17 protein-coding genes are annotated in these 23,537 nt (G+C 39.5%); 8 read left to right on the forward strand and 9 right to left on the reverse strand.

Annotated features, from left to right (window positions below; genetic code table 11):
• Positions 1-12: 12 nt before the first annotated feature.
• The 3 genes from VB620_RS09950 (at position 13) to VB620_RS09960 (ending at position 3,265) form a co-directional block, all read left to right on the forward strand.
• A complete protein-coding gene (locus VB620_RS09950) occupies positions 13-876 on the forward strand; it encodes a metallophosphoesterase (RefSeq protein WP_323195988.1) in 864 nt (287 codons plus the stop codon).
• 129 nt (positions 877-1,005) lie between these two features.
• Positions 1,006-1,713, forward strand: coding sequence for a cytochrome b/b6 domain-containing protein (locus tag VB620_RS09955; RefSeq protein WP_323195989.1), 708 nt, complete (start codon positions 1,006-1,008; stop codon positions 1,711-1,713).
• A gap of 304 nt (positions 1,714-2,017) precedes the next feature.
• Complete coding sequence (locus tag VB620_RS09960) at positions 2,018-3,265, forward strand: TMEM43 family protein (RefSeq protein WP_323195990.1); 1,248 nt, start codon at positions 2,018-2,020, stop codon at positions 3,263-3,265.
• 2 nt (positions 3,266-3,267) lie between these two features.
• Here the strand turns inward: VB620_RS09960 and VB620_RS09965 are convergent, their stop codons facing one another.
• From VB620_RS09965 to VB620_RS09985, 5 genes are all read right to left on the reverse strand, one after another.
• Positions 3,268-3,969 carry a hypothetical protein gene (locus VB620_RS09965; RefSeq protein ID WP_323195991.1) on the reverse strand — a complete coding sequence of 234 codons (702 nt, stop codon included), beginning with the start codon at positions 3,967-3,969 and terminating at the stop codon, positions 3,268-3,270.
• Positions 3,970-4,008: 39 nt separating this feature from the next.
• Positions 4,009-5,256, reverse strand: a complete 1,248-nt coding sequence (locus tag VB620_RS09970) for a hypothetical protein (protein ID WP_323195992.1) — start codon at positions 5,254-5,256, stop codon at positions 4,009-4,011.
• 680 nt (positions 5,257-5,936) lie between these two features.
• Positions 5,937-7,031, reverse strand: a complete 1,095-nt coding sequence (locus VB620_RS09975; RefSeq protein ID WP_323195993.1) for a hypothetical protein — start codon at positions 7,029-7,031, stop codon at positions 5,937-5,939.
• A 98-nt stretch (positions 7,032-7,129) separates the two neighbouring features.
• Positions 7,130-10,534 (reverse strand): molecular chaperone, encoded by a 3,405-nt coding sequence (locus VB620_RS09980; RefSeq protein ID WP_323195994.1) that lies wholly within the window; start codon positions 10,532-10,534, stop codon positions 7,130-7,132.
• 108 nt (positions 10,535-10,642) lie between these two features.
• Positions 10,643-13,192 (reverse strand): proteasome protein, encoded by a 2,550-nt coding sequence (locus VB620_RS09985; RefSeq protein WP_323195995.1) that lies wholly within the window; start codon positions 13,190-13,192, stop codon positions 10,643-10,645.
• Between the two features lie 657 nt (positions 13,193-13,849).
• Here VB620_RS09985 and folE point away from each other — a divergent pair.
• Complete coding sequence (folE, locus tag VB620_RS09990; RefSeq protein WP_323195996.1) at positions 13,850-14,500, forward strand: GTP cyclohydrolase I FolE; 651 nt, start codon at positions 13,850-13,852, stop codon at positions 14,498-14,500.
• Between the two features lie 440 nt (positions 14,501-14,940).
• Positions 14,941-15,297 (forward strand): hypothetical protein, encoded by a 357-nt coding sequence (locus VB620_RS09995; RefSeq protein ID WP_323195997.1) that lies wholly within the window; start codon positions 14,941-14,943, stop codon positions 15,295-15,297.
• Positions 15,298-15,516: 219 nt separating this feature from the next.
• On the opposite strand, the gene VB620_RS10000 is transcribed toward VB620_RS09995, so the two are convergent.
• Positions 15,517-16,077, reverse strand: coding sequence for a pentapeptide repeat-containing protein (locus VB620_RS10000; protein ID WP_323195998.1), 561 nt, complete (start codon positions 16,075-16,077; stop codon positions 15,517-15,519).
• 178 nt (positions 16,078-16,255) lie between these two features.
• Here VB620_RS10000 and VB620_RS10005 point away from each other — a divergent pair, with 178 nt between their 5' ends.
• Complete coding sequence (locus tag VB620_RS10005) at positions 16,256-16,846, forward strand: hypothetical protein (protein ID WP_323195999.1); 591 nt, start codon at positions 16,256-16,258, stop codon at positions 16,844-16,846.
• A gap of 130 nt (positions 16,847-16,976) precedes the next feature.
• Here the strand turns inward: VB620_RS10005 and VB620_RS10010 are convergent, their stop codons facing one another.
• Together VB620_RS10010 and VB620_RS10015 are read right to left on the reverse strand one after the other, a co-directional pair.
• Positions 16,977-17,918, reverse strand: a complete 942-nt coding sequence (locus tag VB620_RS10010) for an SGNH/GDSL hydrolase family protein (RefSeq protein ID WP_323196000.1) — start codon at positions 17,916-17,918, stop codon at positions 16,977-16,979.
• A 280-nt stretch (positions 17,919-18,198) separates the two neighbouring features.
• Positions 18,199-18,321, reverse strand: a complete 123-nt coding sequence (locus VB620_RS10015; protein ID WP_323196001.1) for a hypothetical protein — start codon at positions 18,319-18,321, stop codon at positions 18,199-18,201.
• Between the two features lie 32 nt (positions 18,322-18,353).
• Between VB620_RS10015 and VB620_RS10020 the strand changes: the two genes are divergently transcribed.
• Complete coding sequence (locus VB620_RS10020; RefSeq protein ID WP_323196002.1) at positions 18,354-21,242, forward strand: glycerol-3-phosphate acyltransferase; 2,889 nt, start codon at positions 18,354-18,356, stop codon at positions 21,240-21,242.
• A 369-nt stretch (positions 21,243-21,611) separates the two neighbouring features.
• Here VB620_RS10020 and rimJ read toward each other — a convergent pair whose 3' ends face one another.
• On the reverse strand, positions 21,612-22,187 hold the full coding sequence (gene rimJ, locus VB620_RS10025) for a ribosomal protein S5-alanine N-acetyltransferase (RefSeq protein ID WP_323196007.1): 576 nt from the start codon (positions 22,185-22,187) through the stop codon (positions 21,612-21,614).
• A gap of 155 nt (positions 22,188-22,342) precedes the next feature.
• Here rimJ and bioB point away from each other — a divergent pair, with 155 nt between their 5' ends.
• Entirely contained in the window at positions 22,343-23,353 is a 1,011-nt protein-coding gene (bioB, locus tag VB620_RS10030) for a biotin synthase BioB (RefSeq protein ID WP_323196008.1), read from the forward strand.
• Positions 23,354-23,537 lie beyond the last annotated feature (184 nt).

Consider the following 23,537-nt stretch of genomic DNA (forward strand, 5'->3'; position numbering starts at 1 on the left):
GGAGTTTATCCCTTGAGAAATCGCAAGTGGCTGAAAAAAGCCAGGAATTCAGCCTTTCGATGTTTCAAGTGGTTTCTTATCTTAGGCTGTTGTACCTTATTTTACGCCAAATCTATCGAACCGAATTGGATTGCCATCAATCATTTGCAATTCACTTTACCCCATCTCTCCTCCGAATTTAATGGTTATCGCATCGTGCAAATCAGCGATATTCACCGAGATAGATGGATGACTCCCCAACGCTTCCGGCATATTGTAGATTTAGTAAACCAAGAAGAACCAGACCTAGTAGCCATTACAGGGGATTTAATCACTCGTCATTTACCGCAATTTATCCCCTCTCTGGAATCGATGTTGGCTGAATTTACCCCTCAAGATGTGACCGTAGCCATACTAGGTAATCATGACCATGAAAATGATGTAGAAAGGATTATACAAGCAATAGAAACAAGCGGTACGGTCAACCTGAGTAATGATATTTACACCTTGAAGCGTGACAAAGCGGTTTTACACATTGCTGGGGTGGATGATGCCTATATGGGTAAAGATCGTTTAGATTTAGTGTTGCAGAAGTTACCACCTGGGGGTGCAGCAATTTTACTCGCACACGAACCGGATTTTGCGAAATCTAGTGCGATCGCTGGGCGGTTTGATTTACAGTTATCTGGTCATTCTCACGGTGGACAAGTGCGTTTACCTTTTATCAAACCACCGATTTTACCTCCTTGGGCTAGGAGGTATTATTTAGGACTTGATCAGGTAGGAGATATGCAGTTGTACACAAACCGGGGTTTAGGGATGACAGGACTGCATCTCAGATTGTTCTCCCGTCCAGAGATTACCGTTTTTACCTTGGTTGCGCCTGGTTTTAGTTGATTTATTTCCTTCACACTGACAGTCATTCTTGAGTATTCATATTCAGGAATGACCAACAAATTACAGGATAAGGGACAGGCTTTTAAGATATTCTAGAGCGATATTAGACCTGTTAAAATTCTCAATTTTATGCCTCCTTCAGCCCCCTATCAGCCTTTATTATTACGAATTTTGCATGGTATCAGTGGAATTTTAGTAATTACAGCTATTATTACCGGATTTTTAGTTTACAACAGCTTCGATCAAAGATTTGGTGGAATCCCCATTCCCAAAATTGATCCAATTCAGGATATTCACGGAACAGTGGGTTTATGTTTCTTGGTTTTATTACCAGCTTTCGCCCTCTATAGCTTTCATGCTGGACGACAGCGCCTCTTACAACCAGACTCCATCCAAAAACTCACACAGGTTGGTAAACCAATTTGGTGGGTGAGTCTACAACGTCTTGTTAATACTGGGATGCTTATCGCCTCTGTTTTGGCGGTGATATCTGGCAGAATGATGAAAGAAGAATGGTTACCTGTAGGTGAACTTGATCACTTATGGTATTACTTCCATCTCATCGCTTGGGTAATTATGCTTTGCAGTTTAGCCATTCATCTGTTGATGTCTGCTAAGGTGGGTGGTGCGCCGTTGTTACTATCAATGTTGTCATGGAAATTACGGACACAAGATAGTCCCAGAAATTGGTATGGTAATTTGCGTAATTGGTTGAGTAATTTCTCTGAGAATTTGAGTGCAGAGAGTAATTTTACCCTGAGAATTATTGAAATTGTTGTTTTGCTAGGAATCATCACAGCCTTTTTATTACCACTGTTTTTCTCTGGTGGTGAATAAGTAAATAAATTCTCGGCAAAATTTATTCTGGAATAGTGGAAGCTTTAGCTGCTGACCGCAGAGTACAGAGATGTGATTTCTGGATTTTCCCTCAAATTAGCGAAAAATGTCTGTTTTGGGAAAAATAAAATCTAACTAGAAAAATTTTGTTTTGTCGATTTACGGAAATACTGATTTCGGGCTTGTAGCTAAACATGGCCGCACTAGCGGACAAAAATTCAGGGTGAATATCTACAACCAATCAATTGTATTTAGTATTTACTCTCAAGTAAAAGTTCTTAATCAGTGAGTTGGGGAAATTTCCATGTCTGACTATGATGATGACCAGGGCGATTTTAATCAATATGTAGAGTACAGAGAGGTTAGTTGGGGTACTAGAATTAAGCAAGCTGTTCAAGGTATAGTCATCGGGATACTATCGATTACCATTGCTTTTGGATTAATTATATGGAATGAAGGCAGTACCATCCTCAATCAAGCTGCACAGCAAGCCATATCAATTCCTTCAGATGTACCTAATAACCAAGACATTGGTAAATTGATTATCACCAGTGGAGTGATTACCAGTGATGAGACTTTGGGAGATAATTTATTTATTCAACCAGGAGAATATATAGCTCTAGCTAGAGAGGTAGATATGTATAGCTGGGTAGAAAAACAAACAAAGGAAACTGAAACAAATCTTGGCGGTTCTCAAGACCAGAAAGTTACCACGACTTATTACAAAACTTGGGTATCAGTAGACAAATTAGATGAAAAATCAATCGTTATATCTGGTAATCCTATCAATTCAAATTCACAATCCTTTGTTTATCCAGAAAAACATCAAAATCCTACCCCAAATATTAAGAATGCAGCATACAAAGTAAATGCAGCCAAAATCGGAGTTTTTGATGTCGATATGTCCAGTTTTTCCTTACCTCGTGCGGGTAGCGTTAAAGAAGCCTACGGAGATGTATTCACTGGTTATGTGCAGTTACCCACACCGACACAATTACAAGTATCTGAGCAAAACCTTATCCCTAAAGCAGATGTGACAAATGTTGGTAGCTATCTTTATCAAGGTTCTGGAACTCTGCAAACCCCCAATCTGGGTGATTTACGCATGAGATATGCAGTTTTTCCGGCTAATATTCCAGTGACAGTTATCGGTAAATTATCAGAAAATAATAAAATTGTTCCCTACCTCGATAAAAATAAGCGTCGTCTGTTTCGACTATTTCCCGGTACTGAAACAAATCTCTTAGGACGGATTCAAACGGAAGACCATATATTTACTTGGGGGTTGAGATTTTTGAGTTTCTTGGCTATGTGGATAGGTTTGAGATTGATACTTGAACCCATCAATGTTGTTTTGGATTTCATTCCGATATTTGGTGCAATTGGTAGACTCACCACTGGTTTTTCTACTATGATAGTGGCATTGATGATTAATATATCCACTATTGTGATTTATCATCTCACACAAAACTTGCTTTATTTAGCGATCGCAGTCATCATCACTTTTTTACTAGGTAATGCCATTTTCGGTAAACGTTACCAGAGAAGATAACATTAATGTTGAATCAAAGCATCTCTAAGTTGCATCAGCACATTATTAATTGTCAGAAACTCTGGATTATGTCCCAGTGATTGAAGAACTTGCGGAGTACTTTCATTCAAAATTTGATTATATACAGTAACCGCATCATTGAACTTATGGATATTCACATTTTGCGTTTCTCCAGTTAGTCCATTTAAGTTACTGACCAATGCTGTGGCTTTTGATGTTGAAACTCCTAAATTAACGATAGCAGACTGTAAATGATTAGCTGGTTGTGAGGCATTTACTCCACCAGGTAAGATATGCCTAATGGTGCGAAGTGGACTATGATCATCCACTGGTCGATTGAGTATATCATCAGCGACTCTATTTAAATTATTTTGAACTTTGATGGGAACGCGAATCACTGGGATGAGGGAATCACCATCCTTAACAATTTCTAAATCAACCCCAGGTGCAGGTGTGAAAGTATCCCCAGTTGCAGAACCAGAATCGTCACCAGTTCCCGATATATTCAGCTTATCTCCAGTGGAAGAACCAGAATCTGCACCAGTTCCGGGGACAATTTCTTTATCCCCAATTGCAGAACCAGAATCGGGGGCTGTTCCTGGTACAATTTCTTTACCAGCGTATGCTCTATCAGACGCACCCACGAAATAAGTAACAACAGTGAATGCTAGGGCAAAAGCCAGAAAGAATGGTTGTTTTTTCATTATTTTTATGGTGAATGAAATTACATCATCACGGAGCGATTAAAATCTAAAACTGTACCCGGCGCTGAGAGAAAAACCTAACCCAGTGTCAAAGTTGCTAGTAACGTCGGTGAAAATACCATTAATAATTAGCGGGAGGTTTTTGAAGGGTGCAATAGATGAACCGACATTGAGACGATTTCCAGTCCAGCTACTTACCAAGGATATTTGAGGTAGAACTCGCAAACCTACACTGCCGAAAATATTAACATCATTTTCGTCTGTTTCTCTGGTATCTAGAGAACGAAAACCACCATTACCAATACCCACAGAAATAGTCAAAGGTAATTTATGATTGGGGTTATTTGGTTGTAGGGGAAATGCTTTGGTAACTACTCCATAAATAGTATCTTTATTACCAGAAGATTCTCCCCATTTCAAAGCATTTGACCAACCCACAGCCATTGCTGTACCATCAGAAAAATACTTATGTAGTTTTAACCCCAAATAGCCGCTACTACCAACATCAAATTCTCCACCTTTGAGAAAGTCGCCACCGGAACTACTGAAGTTAACATTAACTTCTAACCCCACAGATTTATAGGGATTTCCTAAACCAAAACCAGCACCGTAAGAACCATCGAGATAGCCATCAGAATCCTCATCTAAGGGAAAAAGTACACCAACGCCAACATAGAACTGACCAGCACTCGCACCATAACCAGAGGGAGTACCGGCTGTGGAACCGGGGAATGCTTTTGGACCTCGACGTTTAATTAATTGTTGTTCACGAGTGATGATGGGTGAAATTAACAGTTGTTCAAGTACTTTATCACTCTCTTCTACAGATTCCGAGGATTCTATTTCTCTGATAGTTGGCTCTTGTGATGACGAATCAAGGTTAGTTTTCGGTTGAGATAGTAACTGTTGAATTAGCCTTTCCTTGGTTTCTGAGACATTTGATAATTCTGGCTCAGGATTTTCTTCGGAAAAAGAGTTATCGAAGGTTTCGGGTTGAATTTTTACAGGAAAACCTTTATGAGAATTAGGCTGTATTTCAGGTAAAACCTGATTTTTTTTAGCTTCTAATAGTCTTTCTCGGAGACTGAGAGTTGATGGAGGATTTTCTAAATTTAATTGAGTTGGTTGATTATCGGCAATCTCTCCAGCTAATACAGGCTTGATTAGTAATGATAGCAACAGCATGATAAATGTTGCTAAGGTTGTTTGTAAACTCCAACAAATATAGTTGAGGTTGATAAATTTCAGATTACCACTAATATAGGTTTTTTTCTGTATCTTATCCATGCAAATATGCCTATTTTTTATTAGATGTTATTTAACAAAAATGAAATTGTTGATTACCCATATTAATGGGCTGAAAATGTTTGCAAATATACGATATTTCTGACATCAAAATCCAGGAAATGCTCTGCATCCCATTTATTTCAGCAGGATGTAGAATCGATATGTGAATAATTAGGCTGGAAATTAATTTCTAGAAATACTAACAAATATAAAATTGTTAGTTGTGAATATTTTTTGTAGCAGACGTTACGATAATTGATATCTAGAAATTCTAATTTTTTAGCCAAAATTGCTACACATTTATTCTTTTAAAAGTTCCTTGTTAATGTTTCATGTCTCTAGGAATAATTCAGGAATAAAATTGCAGGATTATATTATATTTTTTTAGGAATATCAGTAAAGCTTGATAATAAATCTAGTTGTTACTATCACTACAATTTGTGATTTATTTTTGAAGCCTAGAATGTAAGCTGAGAGGGAAATAAAGCATAAATTTCAGGGTATTATGGCTTTAATAATTGATGAAATTTATTTGATATGATTCTTGCTTGATGGTTAGAATTTACATCATATTTCTGTAGATTAAGGATACCGTTTTATGATGAGCATCTATATTTTAAAACTGCTGTAATTGTCATGGTTTCCTATATTTAGCAGTAAATAAAATGAAATGATAATGTTTAACGTAATGAGCGAAAAATTACACGTCCTGGGATTTCTTCTTGATTAATTCGCGCATAGACGCGCAGACAGGTTAAAACTTCCCCAGGAACACCGCCGCAGTTTAGTTGGAGGTCGTCTTTGGAAAAGTTGCAGATATCAGCGTAGAGTCCAGATAATTGCCTAATTCTGATGTCATAACCGAGATTAATGGCGGTTTGAGCTATTTTTTTTAAAATGCGTCGTGATTCTTGTTGTAAGTTACCCCACCAAGAATAACGTTCGACTGGTGGGATAAATACTAGGGAGTGTATGGCTTCGTCTATGTCTATCCATGTACGCAGACTTAATAATTCGTCTGAGTTGGATTCGGCTTGTTGGACTCGATGCCAGCGATCGCATAAAGTATTGATATATTGGGTTTGTTGTTCTGGCTGGCTGTGTAAAGGCATAATATCGAAGCTGAACACGCTTTTTAAAGCATGATATAAGTCTGGCTCTATGTCGATAAATTTTAGTAATAGATGCACAATACCAGCTAAATAATATAAATTTCCATAGTTATCACTGGTGTTAATACCAGTATTTAATAATTCCTTTGCAGATAAACATAATCCTGGGGCTTTTACCGTACCCTGAAGTCCGGGATAAATAATTTCATCTCTGCTGAAGGGTAGTTTTGCGAGATGGGAATTATCTGCTAACGCCCCTATTTCTTGGGCGAATTCTAATGTACGCTGTCGCCAAGCTGTGGCTATATTTTCGGGAACTCGCAGCAGTTGACGGTGAATTTCTTGCCATAAATCCGCGTCGGTTTGGCTTTGGAGTGAGGAGTTACCTAAATATAATCTGAGTTCAGAATCTGCATTAAAGGCTGCTCGCAGATGATTTAATTTTAACTCATTTGGGGTCGATATGATGGCGATCGCATCTTGTGGTGGTTGCAATAAACTGGCGATTTCTTGGATAATTTCTGCACATATTTCTGTTCCAGGGTCTTGAGGAAATTCTGTGCGGGCTTTATTTAAACTTGCTTCTAGTCCGTAGAGGCTAAATTTTAGTAGTTTGGCTATTTCTGAGTTTTTTATTGCTAATAACTTATGTAATTTTTGCATGAATATTAATACTAAAATTTAGGTTTTTCTCCACAGAATAGATGCTAGAAATTTGATTTTTTAACAAACAGCCAAGTAAGCCAAAGAAGAGACAATATTTAATGTATACCGCAAAAGGGATCGCGTTCTTTATCTACTTCGTTGGGTTGTAGTTCCAGTTCAGCATGATAAACACATCCTTGCTGTTTGAGACATTCTTGACTAGTTGATGTCCAATAAGGAACCTGACCAGCGTGCATTCTCAAAATACCTTGGTTGTCTAGGGTGACACAATATTTACAAGGATAATCTGTGGGGACTTCTGGTTTACTTAATGCACCGATTCTGATCCATTTTTTGGTATTAGTTGTGGTGTCTGTTTGATAGATATAAAATGTGTGCTGACTGGTGTGGGGAAAAGGTGGTAAAGGATTACTAATTAAACCGTTTTCTGATTGCTGTTCGCTATGGTTAATATAGTGAAATTCTCGCAGGAATTTACTATTATCTGTGTCTACTTCAAATACTAAATGATAGGCATTTGGTTGATCTACGGTAGCAGATTCAATGACATTAATGGCAATATCACCATCATTTAAGTTTTGCTTTGGACCAGCTATAGCAATGTTCCATTTTAATTTACCATCAGCAAATAGGGTTGATGTTTCTGAGGCTGCTAATAAGGCTGCACCGACATCTATACCGGGAACATCAATTAAATAATGGGGATTTCCTTGACATAGTAAAACGCTAAATTGCAAGGTTTGATCAATTTCAAATTGGACTTTGATTTTTTTAAGAAACTCTGCTTCTTGCATTCCCAGTTTTTTCATCAGGTTTTTACCATCAAAGCTACCCCATAACCTTAAGTCTCCTTCTTCGTAGTCTTGGCGGTAAATAATGTTAGTTAATTGTATCCCTTGCCATTCTGTCCTAACTTTGGCGGCTGTTTCTAAAGGCGTGATTTGATATAATTCTTGTCCGGCTTTAAATATGGATAAAAGTTCGTTACTTTGGGTTTTGCGTTTGAAGTTACAAGGCAAATAATAAAATAGGTTTTTTACGTCTATTTCTAATTGATTTGCACCTTTGCGTAACAATTCCTTAGATTCTTCTGGGTCAAATCTCAGCCTCCGAAGTTTTTCGGCGTAGCAAGCACCGGCGGAAGTGGCGAGTTTGGTAAATTCCAAAACAAAGGTGATGCGTTCGGGGTTCCAGACGAAATAAGGAGAGTTGCTAAATTCTTGGTAGATGTGGCGCTGTACTAAATCCAGGTTACAAGTCTTGCCGGATAAAATCAACCAATCTACTTTATGTGTGTTCCAGGAATCTATGTTTGGTTCTTGGAAACCTAAGCGACTTTCCATCAGTCCTTTAGCGATACCAATTCCTTCTTTAATTGTGGAAGCGGCGGCGCGTTCAAATTGTTGACTGTCTAAAATTACGCAAATATTATCAGGATTTCTAACTTGAAATTTGATGGCACTTTGAGTTAGCAGTTCGGATATTTGGGCTTCGGAAATGGTAAATGTTAACAGAGGATGATCTGTTGGTGACTTTTGCCCCAGTTTGAGTTTAGCAGCTTCGGCATGATCCCAAAGTGTGTAAAATGTTTGTAGTCTTTGGGGTGCTTGTTGCCATCGGGTTGGTAATACTTTTTCGGCAGTATCGAGGGCATCTTTATAAGCACTGTCACCGTCGGGATTTTCTTTATCTAAACATTTTAACAGGCTGCCACTTTTAAATTTTCCTTGTTCGAGGAAACGTTCATTTAATTCTGCGTTGATTAGATCTTCTAGCTGTTCGCTGTCGATGTCACCTATGGTTATAGCTGTTAAGAGAAAATCAGCGATCGCCACTTTTAATAATCTAAATACTCTCAGGGTAATTAATTCACCACCTAGCTGTAAATGTCCCGAAGATCCTAATAGTTTGGGGGTGAGTTTATAGTAACGTCCTCCTAATCCGCGATCTTCATCATCGCCGAAGCTGGGGGTTTTATCTTCCAATGTTAATTCAATTAAAGCTAGGTCTGTGGTTCCCCCGCCAATATCCAAAACCAGGACATTTTGTGACCATTTATTTTCTACTTGGCGACAACGGGTTTTAAAGGACTCAATCCCAATGTTAAGATTCCCGCCAAATTCTCGCCATAAGAAGAATATCGCCACTGAAACGGCTTCATCATAGGCGGTTTGTACGTCATCTATCCCCAATTGTTCAACTAATTCTTTGACTTCTTTCCGCACTAATGGCGGGGCGACTGTGGGGTAGGTAACAACGGCTGTGAGGAAGTCTCCTTCGGAAAATCTGCGTCTAGCCCGTTGGCGATAATCTTCGGTTAATTCGATTAAATGCGCCCAAGCTGCTTGAACGAGTTCGTTAACATTAATTATTTCGGAATGATTATCTAAAATTACCGGAAAAGTCCGATCCTGTCCAAAATAGCGCTTGGGTGAGTGGTGAAATCTGCTGATAATTTCTTTTAAAGAAAGGCTTGTTCCTTGGGCGATCGCTTTTTTTCTGTTATCCCTGGCTTCCCTACCCATCCGCAGTTGTAAATCTGTCAAATTGGCAATTTCTAATTCACTGGGAATTTCTGTATCTCGGCGATTAATATCTAAAACAACAGGAATTAAATTTTGTGATTCTAAGGTAGGGACACGAAAAACTTCATGGTAAATTTGATAGAGTTTTTTACTAGCCGCCCGCCGGAATTTATCACTGTTACCTAAACATAATTCTACTTGGCGAATGGCTTCTAAAAATCGCTCCTTTTGCTCATTTTGAAAAACCTCTTTGAGGCGACTTGGTTCAATTTCCAGGTTTTTACTAATATCAGCAATAAACTTTTCCCAGTCATTTGCATTAACATCAGGTAAAGCTACAGATGCAGGAGAACTTAACCATTCTGCCATGCGATCGCGCAAACGTACTTCTTGTTCTCTAGGTAAAACTTCCGCAATGGGAACTTCAATAGGATCGAAGAGTGTGACTGTAGAATTAGATGTACCAAAATCTAAAGCAAACCATCCAGGAAATCTTTTCTGAGGTTTATTTGCAATTTTCTTTTCAATATATTGACTCATTTCTATAGGACTACCAATATCATCCATATCAATGATATCTTCCTCAAAAGTTAGCGGCGACCATAAATAACAGGAAGCCCCAGCCTGTCTAGGTTCAGATAGTAGTGGATCGCCCAAAGCATCCGAATCAAAATATTCAACAATCACATCTAGAGTACAGTTAATTGGTTCCGTTAAAGGACGCTCTAATTTACAAGGATACTGCTCTAATTGCCCGATTTGAGAAATTTTAGGAGTTACAGAATCAAAGGGTTTATATGCTTTTTTAATTTGCAGGGCTAAATCCTCTGGTGTACCAGTGACAATACAATTAATTCTGGCAATATGAGGCACATTATCACCAGCCGCGATTAATTGAATAGTCGGTAATTCCAAATATTCATTTTCCTTAGCACGTACCTGAAAATTAGGTGGAAGCCGAATTTCTACAGCCATTATTTTCTCCTTATATTAATACTAAAACAACATCAAACCTTGAATATTTATGATATTATTAAGCTAGATTTCTACTCCTTCTCTGTGTCCTCTGCGCCTCTGTGGTTCTTAAATCTTCAAACCATCCTGTTCATAAGAAACTGTAGACAAATGAGAAAGAATCTGTAACCAAGAAGGAATCGCCACCTTACCCGGAGAATCTCCCGCCGCAATATGTCTAAGCAAAGCTTCTTTTTTAGAAAGATTTTGTAGAGTAGGAATAACTTGATCTAAAATTCCTTCTAACTCCGCATTTACCTGTTGATTAATTTCGCTGACATACTGCACCAAATGCAGACTAGCACAGGCAATTATTTCATCTCGGAGTCGCAGAACAAAAAGTTGATGATTACCTGTTCTGGGTAAATCTTGGTTTTTTTCTGGAGACCAATCAAAGATTTGACCAATATTGTGTTTTTCATCTTTACGCGCCAAGGGAAACATAATTTCCGGGGAAATTGATTGTTCTTTGGTCTTAATTTCTGAGATAATAGCTTCTTGCCATTGATTAGGGTCGCAGCCTAACAGTAATTTGTAAAAGATATCTGCTTCTTCTACGCCAAATTTAGTTTCGATATCTGCTTCCATTTCTGGGTGAAGATTCGCCTGTAAATAATCCCGTTCTCCGCCGATACTTTGGGATAATTGACTTAATAAATCTACTACGGCTTGATGAATGCGATCGCGTGCATAATCTTCTAATTCTTTCACAGTTTTGGCAAAAGCCGGATAAAAATCTTCACTCTTTGTAGGAAGACTACTATTAACTCTATTTCCTCGGTCAAATAGCTTACCCGCAGCACCCTTAAAATCGGCAATTTTGATATTACCATTGTGTGCTTTGTTAAATAATAAAGTCCACTCATTCCAATTGACTATTTTAAAAATTAGTTCATTTTTAACTACATCGCTAACTACATCTCCCCGGCGGTCTTTGAGTGGTTCTTGACCTAAAGTTTTCTGAAAGTTGCGGTAGGTTTTATCTAAGTTTTCTATAGCAGCCCGAAAGTCAATTAAATCCTGACTGTCTGCGGTGGGAATCCCTTGTTCATGAATTTCAGCAATAATACTTTTGAGGTTTTCTTGTTGTTGCAGTAAGTTGTCCGCAGCCCTTTGAGTATCTTGATATAGCTGTTTTAATCCGTGATTAGCGACATGATTTTGCATTAATTCCCGCAGTTTAGCAACACCGCCATCTTGGGCAAAATAACTGAGTTGTTTACCTAAATGACTGCGAGGATCGGATTCTAGTAGACGTGTACTTAATAGTTGCCACTTTTGTTGTAATCGCTTAGAACGTTCTAGATAATCAGGATAGTCTAAGTTAGCTAAAAATTCTGGTGAACCTGCTTTAACTGTGGTGGAACGTTTTGCTAATTCAGCTAACCCTAAAAGTGGAGATAATAAAACTATCCGGTCTTGTTGGGTAGTGAAGGCGCTAGCAGCATCAATGGTGGTTTGCAGCACTTTTAATTTGCGTAAAACATCTTGTTCTTCTAACAGTCTGCTGCTTTCAATTAATCGGTCTAGTTCTCGTTCATAACCTTCACTATCTAAAGGTAATTGATCGAAACGCCCCACCCCCACTAAAATTAAATCTTTGAGGTCTTGTCCTGGGCGCTGCTGCTGCATCATGGTGAAGATTTTATTGGCGCGATCGCTACCAGGAGTTTTACCATTTAAAAGGACTAAAATAGTCTGTACTTCTGCCAACTCTCGCAGTGATAAAAAGGTATCCCTAGCCCCAGAATTAGCCGCCCCTAATCCCGGAAAATCTAACAGCACAAATTCCGAAGCCCCTGAAAAATCCCAAATTTCCCGTGAGATTTTCACCTCAATATCTACCCGACGAATCAGAGGAAAAGTATTCTGTAATAACTTAGTTGGTAGCCTCTGGGGTGGACTCGGTAAGCGGATATGAGATGGTGGTAAATCGTCAAACCGCAACGTTTGAATAGCCATTGGCTGTTCTGCCAGTTCTAACCCCTCATGGGCAGTGCTAGGATCAATTTGGTAGTTTCCACCACACATGGCTTCCCCATAAGCTTGATAAGCCCGCAGGAATAACACCAACTCTCGCAGTAAATAACGTAATTCCAGGTTTTTACTACTGTTCCATGTGTCCTCACACCAGTTAAGAATATCTTTAGCCGTGCTTAATTTCGAGAGAGGCATAGGTGGAAGTCCAGCAGCTGTATTCCGGCGGCTAGCTTCTTCTAACATGAATTGCAGACACTCATTCACCCCTTCATGAGAAAGATACTCTACCCGAAAATTGTGTGCTTGAGTGGTGACAAAGCCAGATTGCGGCACAATGTGGATGGCTGTGACATTTCCTGTAGTGGGGTTTTCACTAATGGGCAAAGCGTCAGCATATCCAATTAAGCTACCCAAAAGTAGAGTTTTACCGCTACTAAATTCTCCCATGACTCCAATTCTGACTGGAGATGTGGCAAGTTCTACAGTTTTCTCAGCAGCTTCCCGGAGGCGCAGAAGACAATCATCTAGGGCAGTGGGTATCCAATCTTCTTGTTTAGACGGGTACTGGGGTACTGAGTCGAGATTTTCTAGTATGAATTCGCCGTATTCTTTAAAACAATCTAATTTTTCTATTTCCATATAAATGCTTTCCTTTTAGCAGCAATTTCTGTGAGTTTTATAACATACAAAAATCTTAATAGCAGATGTTCATATAACTTGGTTTTATCACATTTGGCATTACCAGCAGATTATTTATCACTTTCGATAGATTTAACTATACTGAGTTAAACAATTCTTAACCGGATACTTATCTAAAAAATATCAATTTTTTGCTCTATTTTCTGTTTCTAGTATAATCTATTTCTTTAATATTATTTTAAGTTCTATTGTGAATTAGTAGGTGACATTCGGTGATATCATTTCCAGATAATTAGTGATGTTTACCACATACCCTTAAAAGTTAAGTAAAGCTCTTTATTTTATGTTCCATAATTGCAGGATATTTATTAAGTAATTTTATCTGTCCTTTTGTGATTTATGTGTAAATTTGTAGTTTTTGCTAGTTGATTGATTTTGGGGAATGGAGAAAAATAAAAACATCAATAAAAGTGACACAAAGCCTACTTAATGCCCACGCCTATGGGCATTAAGTAGGCTTGCTATACCCTATATAGATGAGTCGCAGTCAGGGAAATGATGTGTAAAGTTATGTTACACTCGTTCATAAGTCAGGGGTAGTCAACCTAAATATCACAACTGACTCATTCAGCAAAACATTCTTACAAAATTCAAAAAATGACTTTATCGATTCGTCCCGATCTAACTTCTGCCGATCAGGTACTATCGTCTGTAAATGCTGAACAGCAGCCAAAGGTAACAGAAGCAGAAATGATGCAAGCTGTGCGGACTCTGTTGATTGGATTAGGAGAAGATCCAGATCGAGAAGGACTCAAAGATACTCCCAAAAGGGTGATGAAGGCCTTGCAGTTTCTCACAAAGGGATACACTGATTCTTTGGATGAGCTGCTAAATGGGGCAGTTTTTACAGAAGATGCTAATGAAATGGTGTTAGTTCGGGACATCGATATTTTCAGTTCCTGTGAGCATCATATCCTGCCAATTATTGGCCGCGCCCATGTTGCCTACATTCCCAATGGTAAGGTCATCGGTTTATCTAAAATCGCCCGTATTTGTGAAATGTATGGACGACGTTTACAAGTGCAAGAACGTCTTACCACCCAAATTGCTGATGCGTTGTACAGAGTACTCAAACCCCAAGGTGTCGCAGTTGTAGTGGAAGCCACTCATATGTGTATGGTTATGCGTGGTGTGCAGAAGCCTGGTTCTTGGACTGTTAGTAGTGCTATGCGTGGGGTTTTTGCAGAAGATGCTAGAACCCGCGAAGAATTTATGAATTTAATCCGCCACAATCGTAGTTTTCATTAAATCCTGACCATATATCTGCTGATTTAGATGTAGAGATGGGAAAAATCTTGTCTCTACTTTAATAGATCAAGTTTCACAGTCAAGGTGTTATTCTGGCGATCGCCTCATGTTAACTCACCAACACAAAACAGATAGTCTTCCAGAAGAAATTTCGCAATATTGATATGGGACTATAAATACATCCAGCAGTCACCAGCGTCACCGTGAGTAGGTTAACTGAGTAGGAAATTCTAATTTTGCTTCAGCAACCATCAGTAACCCGTAAAACTAAAAATTTCGCCGATAGCGATCGCATTCATCATCAATAACAGGAACTTGGCGTTACTTTAATCGATCAATCAGATAGTACAACCCGTTAGCATTCCTGATTAACATTTGCTTGAATCGTAAGATTTGATCGGATAATCTGAGCAGTCAGGATCGTTTTACAAGGAAACCTCATGAACAAAAAAACTATACTGAGTTTGCTTTCCACCCCCATGTTAGTTAGTTCTATTCTTTCTATGGGAGCAATAGCTAACCAAGCACAGGCGGCCAATGCAGATACAGACAATGCAGATAAATTTATCTGCGTACAGAATCCACATATCATGCGTCCAGTATGTGCCAGAGCTTCTGTATTGGCTACAGTCCCTGAATATCAAGCTGAAATAGAACTTCCTGGTGACAATGAAGATAACTTGCTGGCTTTTAATGTGGAAGAAAGCGATATGGCCGTGGAATTATTTAACTGTGACTGTCCACAGTGTATAAATTCTTTGCGCCAAATGCGGGGTGTAGCGCCTTTAGTTTATTAGTATTTCTAGAAAAAGGTTGAATTACAGCACCGTAAAAGTCGATATAATAGGCATTTTACACAGTAAAAAACTGGTGGGCATACTGCTATCAACTCGATATAAGTTTTGCCCACTCTGTGTAATTTACGCAGACAAAATGTGCTGTAAGTAACCCTATCTGGGACTTGAGTTAAAGTCTCCCCTTTCCTGAATCAGGAGAGGGGTTGCGGGTAAGATGATTTACACAGAACAGGAGTAATTGCCAGCCCAAGTCACCCATTTATGAGATAATCCTATATCCAATACTCCTTCAATTTTCCCTGGCTCAGTGATAATTGCTCCTTTTAAATCTGCGCCATTGAGTTCAGCTTCATTGATATTACAACCAGTTAAATTAGATTTACGCAGATTAGCATTTCGGAAATTTACGCCACTCATTTCCGCCTGGCTGAGATTTGCATATAACAGGTTAGCAAGTTCTAAATTTGCACTCCGCAAATCTGCACGACTTAAGTTACTACCCTCCAAGTTAACGCGAATCAAATCCGCACCAATCAAGTTAACCTCACTTAAGTTTGCATTTTTCAAGTTAGCACCACTTAAGTCAGTATCAGTCAAATTTGCCCGACTGAAATTACATCCACTCAAATTAGCTTGAGTCAGGTTAGCACCACTCAAGTCAGCTTCAATAAAATTAGCACCACTCAAGTCAGCAGCACAAAGATTTATTTGATGTAAACTAACTCTGTTAAATGTGCGTTCTCCTGCTGCATAAAGAGTCAGGATTTTGTTAGCATCCATATTAATACCTCGCAATGTCTATCGGTAAGTAAATTGAGTTAAGTTAAACTCTACCCACACCACACCAAAGACAGTTGTTTGAGTTGCCAGCGATCGCAGATTGTAAGGAAAACTTCTAACTCCACTATGTTACAGTCAAAAGCTATTTAAAAAAATCTTCATAGAGATATATTTATCAATGGCTGATTTTAAATCTACTCTCTCTCAAGCCGTAGTTGCATATCGCGGACAAGGGGGCGCACTTCCCACACCTGAAACACTCGTAACGGCATTATTACAAGCTGAAAAAGCTGCGAAACAGCAACGTTTGAGTTATCCCTTGACATCACTGCTGGGCAAATGGCAACTTTGCTTTGCTACTGGGACGAAAAAAGCGAGAAAACGTGGGGGAATTATCTTAGGGAAGGGTTTGTATGTGCCGAAATTTGTAAATATTCAGATTTCTTTTAGTTCTCATGATGAGATGGATTCGGCTAAAGGTGAAATTGGTAATCAGGTGCAGTTAGGCCCAATGTTGTTGCAGCTTACAGGGCCAGCACATTATTTAGGTAAGAAAAATTTATTGGCCTTTGACTTCAACCATCTGTCTTTGTGTCTGTTTGGTTCTATGGTCTACAACCGACAGATTCGCTCTTCTCAGGGTAAAACCGAGGATTTCTATGACAGGTCTATCGCTAAATTACCGTTTTTTGCTTTCTTTTTAGTGACCCCAGATTTAATTGCAGCTCGTGGTCGTGGTGGTGGTTTAGCTCTCTGGATTCGTCATTAGTCAATCAATTTTAGATTTTGGATTAGACTGCAATCTAAAATCGCTTTCTCCAAAATCCAAAATTCTTTACTCCCCACACTCCCTAGTCTTGTATCTATAGATATATTTTTTCTTCAAACATCTCTGGTTTCTACTCAGCAGTCAGCATTCCTAAAAGCGATCGCTCAATCACCTGACTGATAAACTGATTACCTAGCAAATTGAAGTGTATATGATCATGATACAAAGCTTTTGGGTCTGGGTGGGCGTTAAGCAGAGGTAAAAAATCGATATACGTGATTTGCTCTTGTTGGGTAAAGTCTATTAGTCGTTGACGGGTTTGAATTTCGTAGTCACGGGGGCCAGGTTCACCAATTTCTCGTAACAAGGGAGTCATCAGTAGCAAAAATTGGCTATTTTGTTCACGAGTTAATGATTGAATTTGGCCAATGGCTGCTAAATTAATCCCCACTAGATCCCCTCCTTCCTGCTTTAAAGCTTCTAGTTCCGGGATAGGCTGTGGTTTGATAATATACCGTTGCCATATTTCCACCAATGCTAGGGGAGGTTTGTGATCTGGGTAATTGCGATCGCGTCCTACAGGTAAAGAAGTTGGTGCAGTACCAAATAAGTCATCTGTATTAATTAGTAACACTACCACTTGCGAGTTAAAGTTGCCAAATCGCTCTAAATAGGCTAACTCATTTCTCGGACTCCAAGAATTAGCTGAAGCATTTAATACTTCCACATCCTGATAATTACTAATCTTTCCAGAACGGGTAAGTAGACTAGAAATAGTATTATTTTGGTCAGTCCACCAACCACCATTAGCAATAGAATCACCAATAATTAGTACCCGTAAAGTAGAAACTAGCGGTATCTTTTCTATGGGAGGACTACGCATAGAATACTGATTGACTTCAATGCGATTACCAAAGCGACGAGTGCGTTGATTCGGAGCCAACAAATAACCAATGTGTGGATCACTAAGATAAACCAGAGGATTACCAAAACCAAAAAGCGATCGCAATCCAATCTCAACCACCACAAAAAACCCCACAACCCCCAAAACAAAAATTAGTATTAAATTCATCAACAAATACCTCAGCGCTCTTTGGCGTTAAAAAAAACAAAAAAATAGAATGTTGCAAAGCTTAAACAAAATATTATGTGTAACTAGGCTTCAGAGGCAAACAGAAAGACTACAATCAAGACGGACAAATTAGCACTGTAGGAGGTTTACAAGCTATGTCCGACTTAAACCGAGGAATTATGAAATTTAAGGGTGCAGATTCGCCCAGAGTAGTGACCATCTCTACCGTGCTACTACTGGGATCGATAGCAGCCTTGATTATTTGGGCTTTACAAGCGGCCTATGCGCTAAACTGATAACTAGAAATTGCGCGGACACTTGCAACCACGGTTTGCGCCGTAGCCAAGTGTCCATCAATTAACCCAAAAATCGCCTCAGCCCCAAAAAATTTAGACTTAGACATATAATTCTCAAATTAAGAATAGACACTATTGAATGATGGAATTTTGGGGAGCCTTAATTATTTTAATTACCTGTCCCCTATTGGGTGCGTTACCAATTATTGCTGGGATTACCTACGCCCTCAAAGGCCAGAAATTATCAAAAATTGGTACTGGAAACATCAGCGTTTCAGCAGCTTTTTATCACGGTGGGACATGGGTAGGAATTCTGGCAGTTTTGTCAGAAGCCATCAAGGGAATTGCCGCAGTTTTGCTATGTCGTGTGTTTTTTCCCTCAGGATCATTTTGGGAATTAATCGCGCTCATAGCTTTAGTATTAGGTCGATATGGGGTAGGTAGAGGCGCAGGAACTACCAATGTTGTTTGGGGATTTATCATTCATGATCCCCTGGTGTCAATATTTACAGGTTTATTAGCAATTATCACGTTTAGCCTACTGCAATCTCGGCTACTGGTTAAATACGGAGTTTTATTTGTGTTTCCCTTACTTGTCGTACTTCTGAATGTTGATAATTTCCCCAAAATTCTGGCGGCTATTATTTTAGCTGGAATATTGGGATGGATTTATAGTAAAATTCCCGATGATTTAAATTTACCCGCCGCAGAAGCTGAGACAGAATCACAAGCAGCGTTGACATATTTACGGGGTAATTCCTCGGTATTGTCTTTAAATAACGAGTTAGATCCTGCTGTCGTTGGACAAAAAGCCGCAACTTTATCTCAAATTAAGCGCTGGGGCTATCCTGTGCCGAAAGGATGGGTACTTAGCCCAGGGGATGATCCCCAAGAGTTGATTGCTATGCTTCAGCCTTCTGATTTATCTCCTTTAGTGGTGCGTTCCTCCGCCATTGGGGAAGACTCAGAACAAGCTTCGGCCGCAGGACAGTACACAACAATTCTGAATGTCACCAGCAAAGAGGAGTTAGGAGAGGCGATCGCCCAAGTGCGAGATTCCTATAATCATTCTGGGGCTGTACAATATCGACGCGATCGCAGTTTACCAGATACAGCAATGGCGGTGCTGGTACAACAACAAATCCCCAGTGTCTATTCTGGCGTAGCTTTCAGTCGTGACCCCATTACTCAACAAGGGGATGCAATTGTCATCGAAGCTTTACCAGGTAGTCCCACTCAAGTTGTTTCCGGTAAAGTTACACCAGAACAATATCGCGGTTTTGTGGTAGATACAGAGAATATTTCCTCTGTGCAGTTGGAGGGAAGCGGAAAAGTACCACAAGCATTAATTAAACAAGTAGTATTTTTAGTCAGGCGATTAGAAAAAGAATATCACGGGCTGCCCCAAGATATTGAGTGGACCTATGACAGTCAAAATCTCTGGGTTTTACAATCTCGCCCCATTACAACTCTGTTACCCATCTGGACGAGGAAAATCGCCGCCGAAGTCATTCCAGGTGTCATACATCCCCTCACTTGGTCGATTAATCGCCCCTTGACTTGTGGCGTTTGGGGAGATATTTTTACTTTAGTTTTAGGCGATCGCTCGTTGGGATTAGACTTTGCCGAAACCGCCACACTACACTATTCTAGAGCTTATTTTAATGCTTCCCTCTTAGGACAGATTTTCCTCCGCATGGGTTTACCACCGGAAAGTCTGGAATTTTTAACCAGAGGGGCGAAAATGAGCAAACCGCCCTTAAAGACAACTTTGGAGAATTTACCGGGATTAATCCGGTTGCTAAAACGAGAACTCAGCTTAGAGAAAGATTTTAAGCGGGATTATAGTCAAAAATTTATTCCTGGTTTGTCCCAATTAGCGAACGAATCGGAAGCAGAACTTACAGCCCCTCAGTTATTAGCTAGGATAGATTTGATTCTAGAATTGCTGCGCTTGGGAACTTATTACAGCATTTTAGCCCCCTTGAGTGCAGCCTTGAGACAGGCAATTTTTCGCGTCAAAGATGGGGAAATTGATAACAGTATAGCTCCAGAAGTAGCCGCATTGCGATCGCTAACAGCTTTAGCCGCAGATGCTAAACAAGTATTACCTGAGTGTGAACCAGATCAAGTATTTACAAAATTGGCAGAAACCCCGCAGGGAGATAAAATTCTCTATGAATTTGACGAATTGTTGGCAGATTACGGTTATTTAAGTGATGTGGGGACAAATATAGCTGTTCCTACCTGGAAAGAAAATCCCCAACTCATTCAGCAGTTATTTGTGCAGTTATTGCAAAATCCTCCAGAAAAAAATAGTAAAAATTCTATTGATAAGGTTTTAGCCACAAAGCGGAAACGAGGGTTAGTACAACGACGGGTAGATATTAAAGGAAGAGTCACCGAAGTTTATTCCCGGTTATTGGCGGAGTTGCGCTGGCGATTTCTCAGTTTAGAGAAAATTTGGTTAGAATCTGGTTTACTCGACAATACTGGCGATATCTTTTTTCTGAAATTGCACGAAATACGGCATTCAATCACTACTGATGATATTCAACTGAGTAAAAATTTATCGAGGATAGTAAAATTGAGGCGATCGCAATTCGATCAAGATAGTCAATTTAACCAAATCCCTCTGTTAGTTTACGGCCATACACCACCCCATCCCCTCCCCCCTTCTCAACTTTACTCAGACCAAATACAGGGTATTCCCGCCAGTCACGGACAAGCGGAAGGCAGAATTAAGGTAGTGAAAGACTTACAAAACTTACCGGAAATCAACCGCGATACAATTTTAGTGGTACCTTACACAGACTCCGGTTGGGCCCCTTTATTAGTTAGGGCTGGCGGCTTAATTGCCGAATCTGGTGGTAGACTTTCTCATGGTGCAATCATTGCGCGTGAGTATGGTATCCCCGCTATTATGGATGTTCATAATGCTACTTGGGTCTTACAAGATGGGCAACGGGTGAGGATGGATGGTTCTAGGGGAATTGTGGAATTATCTAACGATTTGAGGCCAGATTAACTTAGACAGAGGTTACGGAATAACTAACCACAGAGGCGCAGAGGACACAGAGGAATCAGGATTTGAGTGGTCACTGAGCAGTTCGACAGGCTCACTGTAAGAGGATGTTTGAAAAGTATTAGATGAAACCAATAATCTCCAAAAACCTAACCCCCCTTCCCCCCTTCCCTACCAGGGAATAGGGGTTTCAAAGCCTCTCCAGTAATAAAAGTAATTCCTTTCCCCTCTCCTTTTAGGAGAGGGTTAGGGAGAGGTAGGGGAGAGGTTTGGAGAGGGGTTTATTTATACATTAAAAACTTTTGAAACATCCTCTAACACTTGTCGAAGTGAGGGTTTTGGCATAAGTCATGTTAAATGTTGGTATTTTATTTAAAATTCCTCAGCTTTCCAATCAGGATTAACTAAACTTGTGAGAATATGATCTTCCCATTTGCCGTTAATTAATAAATAATCTCTAGCATATCCTTCTACTACAAAACCTACTCTTTTTAAGACGTTACCACTACGTCGATTATGGGGCATATAATTAGCCATGATGCGATGAAAATTTAACTCTGCAAATACATAATCAGTGGCAACTTTTAAAGCTTCTGTCATATATCCTTGACCTTGCTCCGATTCCGCTAAACTATATCCCACATAGCAAAAATGTGCCGACCCCCGAATAAAGTTAGTAAAATTTATTGTTCCAATAATTTGACGAGAATTTGTTTGATTAAAAATAAACAGTTTTAATGATTGATCATGCATGAACTCTAAAACATGATTTTCAACTTGATATTGCCAATAGTCTTTGGTAAATAACTGATCCAATAAAATCGGATAGAAAGGTGTAAAGTAATCTCTATTTTCTGTGAAATATCGAATGATTTGTGGTATATCTTTTTTAATAGCAATTCTTAAGCTCAGGCGATCGCTGATGATGAGTGGGAGTTCTGATTTCATAAAGTCGCTGATTAACTGATGATTGAATGACAAATTCGTGGAAATCGCCCCGGCGCGACTTTGGGGGATGAGATTAATCAATCTTGCTGTATCATCGTACTACTGAAGAAAGTTCAGGTGGTTTTTGACCAATCCACTTTATAACAAGGATAGTGATGTCGGTGGGAATACGCTACAATTGGCAAAAAGCAGAGATCCAGGCGATATACAACCAGCCATTCCTAGAGCTGATTTATCAAGCTGCTAGCGTGCATCGCCAATATCATGATTCAACAAAAATACAAGTTTGTAAGCTAATCTCCATTAAAACAGGTGCTTGTCCTGAAGATTGTAGTTACTGCGCCCAATCTTCTCGTTATCAAACCGAAGTCAAGCCCCAAGCACTGTTAGAAAAAGAAACAGTTATTAACATTGCTCAAACAGCTAAAGCCAAAGGTATCAGCCGCGTTTGCATGGGTGCAGCTTGGCGGGAAGTGCGGGATAATTCCCAATTTGATCAAGTTTTGGAAATGGTCAAAGAAGTGACTGATATGGGTTTAGAAGTCTGCTGTACTCTGGGAATGCTGACTACAAATCAGGCAAAACGCTTAGAAGCAGCAGGATTATATGCTTATAACCATAATTTGGATACTTCTCAGGAATATTATAATACGGTTATTACCACGAGAACCTATGGCGATCGCCTGAATACAATAGATCATGTCCGAGAAACAAACGTCACTGTCTGTTCTGGTGGTATCCTTGGTTTAGGTGAAAGTGTAGATGATCGTGTAGGGATGTTAGAAACTCTCGCCAACTTACAACCTCATCCAGAGTCCGTCCCCATTAATATTCTCTCTCAAGTTCCCGGTACACCCCTAGAAAATCAACCAGATGTACCCATTTGGGAAGTAGTACGCATGATCGCCACAGCCAGAATTATTATGCCAAATTCTGATGTACGTCTCAGTGCTGGGAGGGCGAGACTGTCCCAAGTAGAACAAGCCTTATGCTTTATGGCTGGAGCCAATTCCATCTTTTCCAGCGATGATAATAAAATGCTCACTGTTACCACTCCCTGTCCCGATTACGACGCTGACAGAGAAATGCTGAACTTGTTGGGCTTAGAAATGCGTCCTCCTCACCAAAGACCCGAAAAAGTCACAACTCCAGCCGTTGTCGGTTAAATAACCTCACCCCCCCTTCTGAAGCAGGGAAATTTTCTTAAAGTCCCCCTTTTTAAGCTATCCATTACCCACATCTTTCTTAACATAAAATTTGACAAAAGGAAGTAGTTGTGTAGTGAAGTATGGAGAAAAATCGCCAGTGACTCTAGTTTAAAGACATGAGAACAAACAGAAGCTCACAAAA

Origin of the sequence: Nodularia harveyana UHCC-0300 (genome assembly GCF_034931085.1) — a bacterium.
GTDB lineage: Bacteria > Cyanobacteriota > Cyanobacteriia > Cyanobacteriales > Nostocaceae > Nodularia > Nodularia harveyana.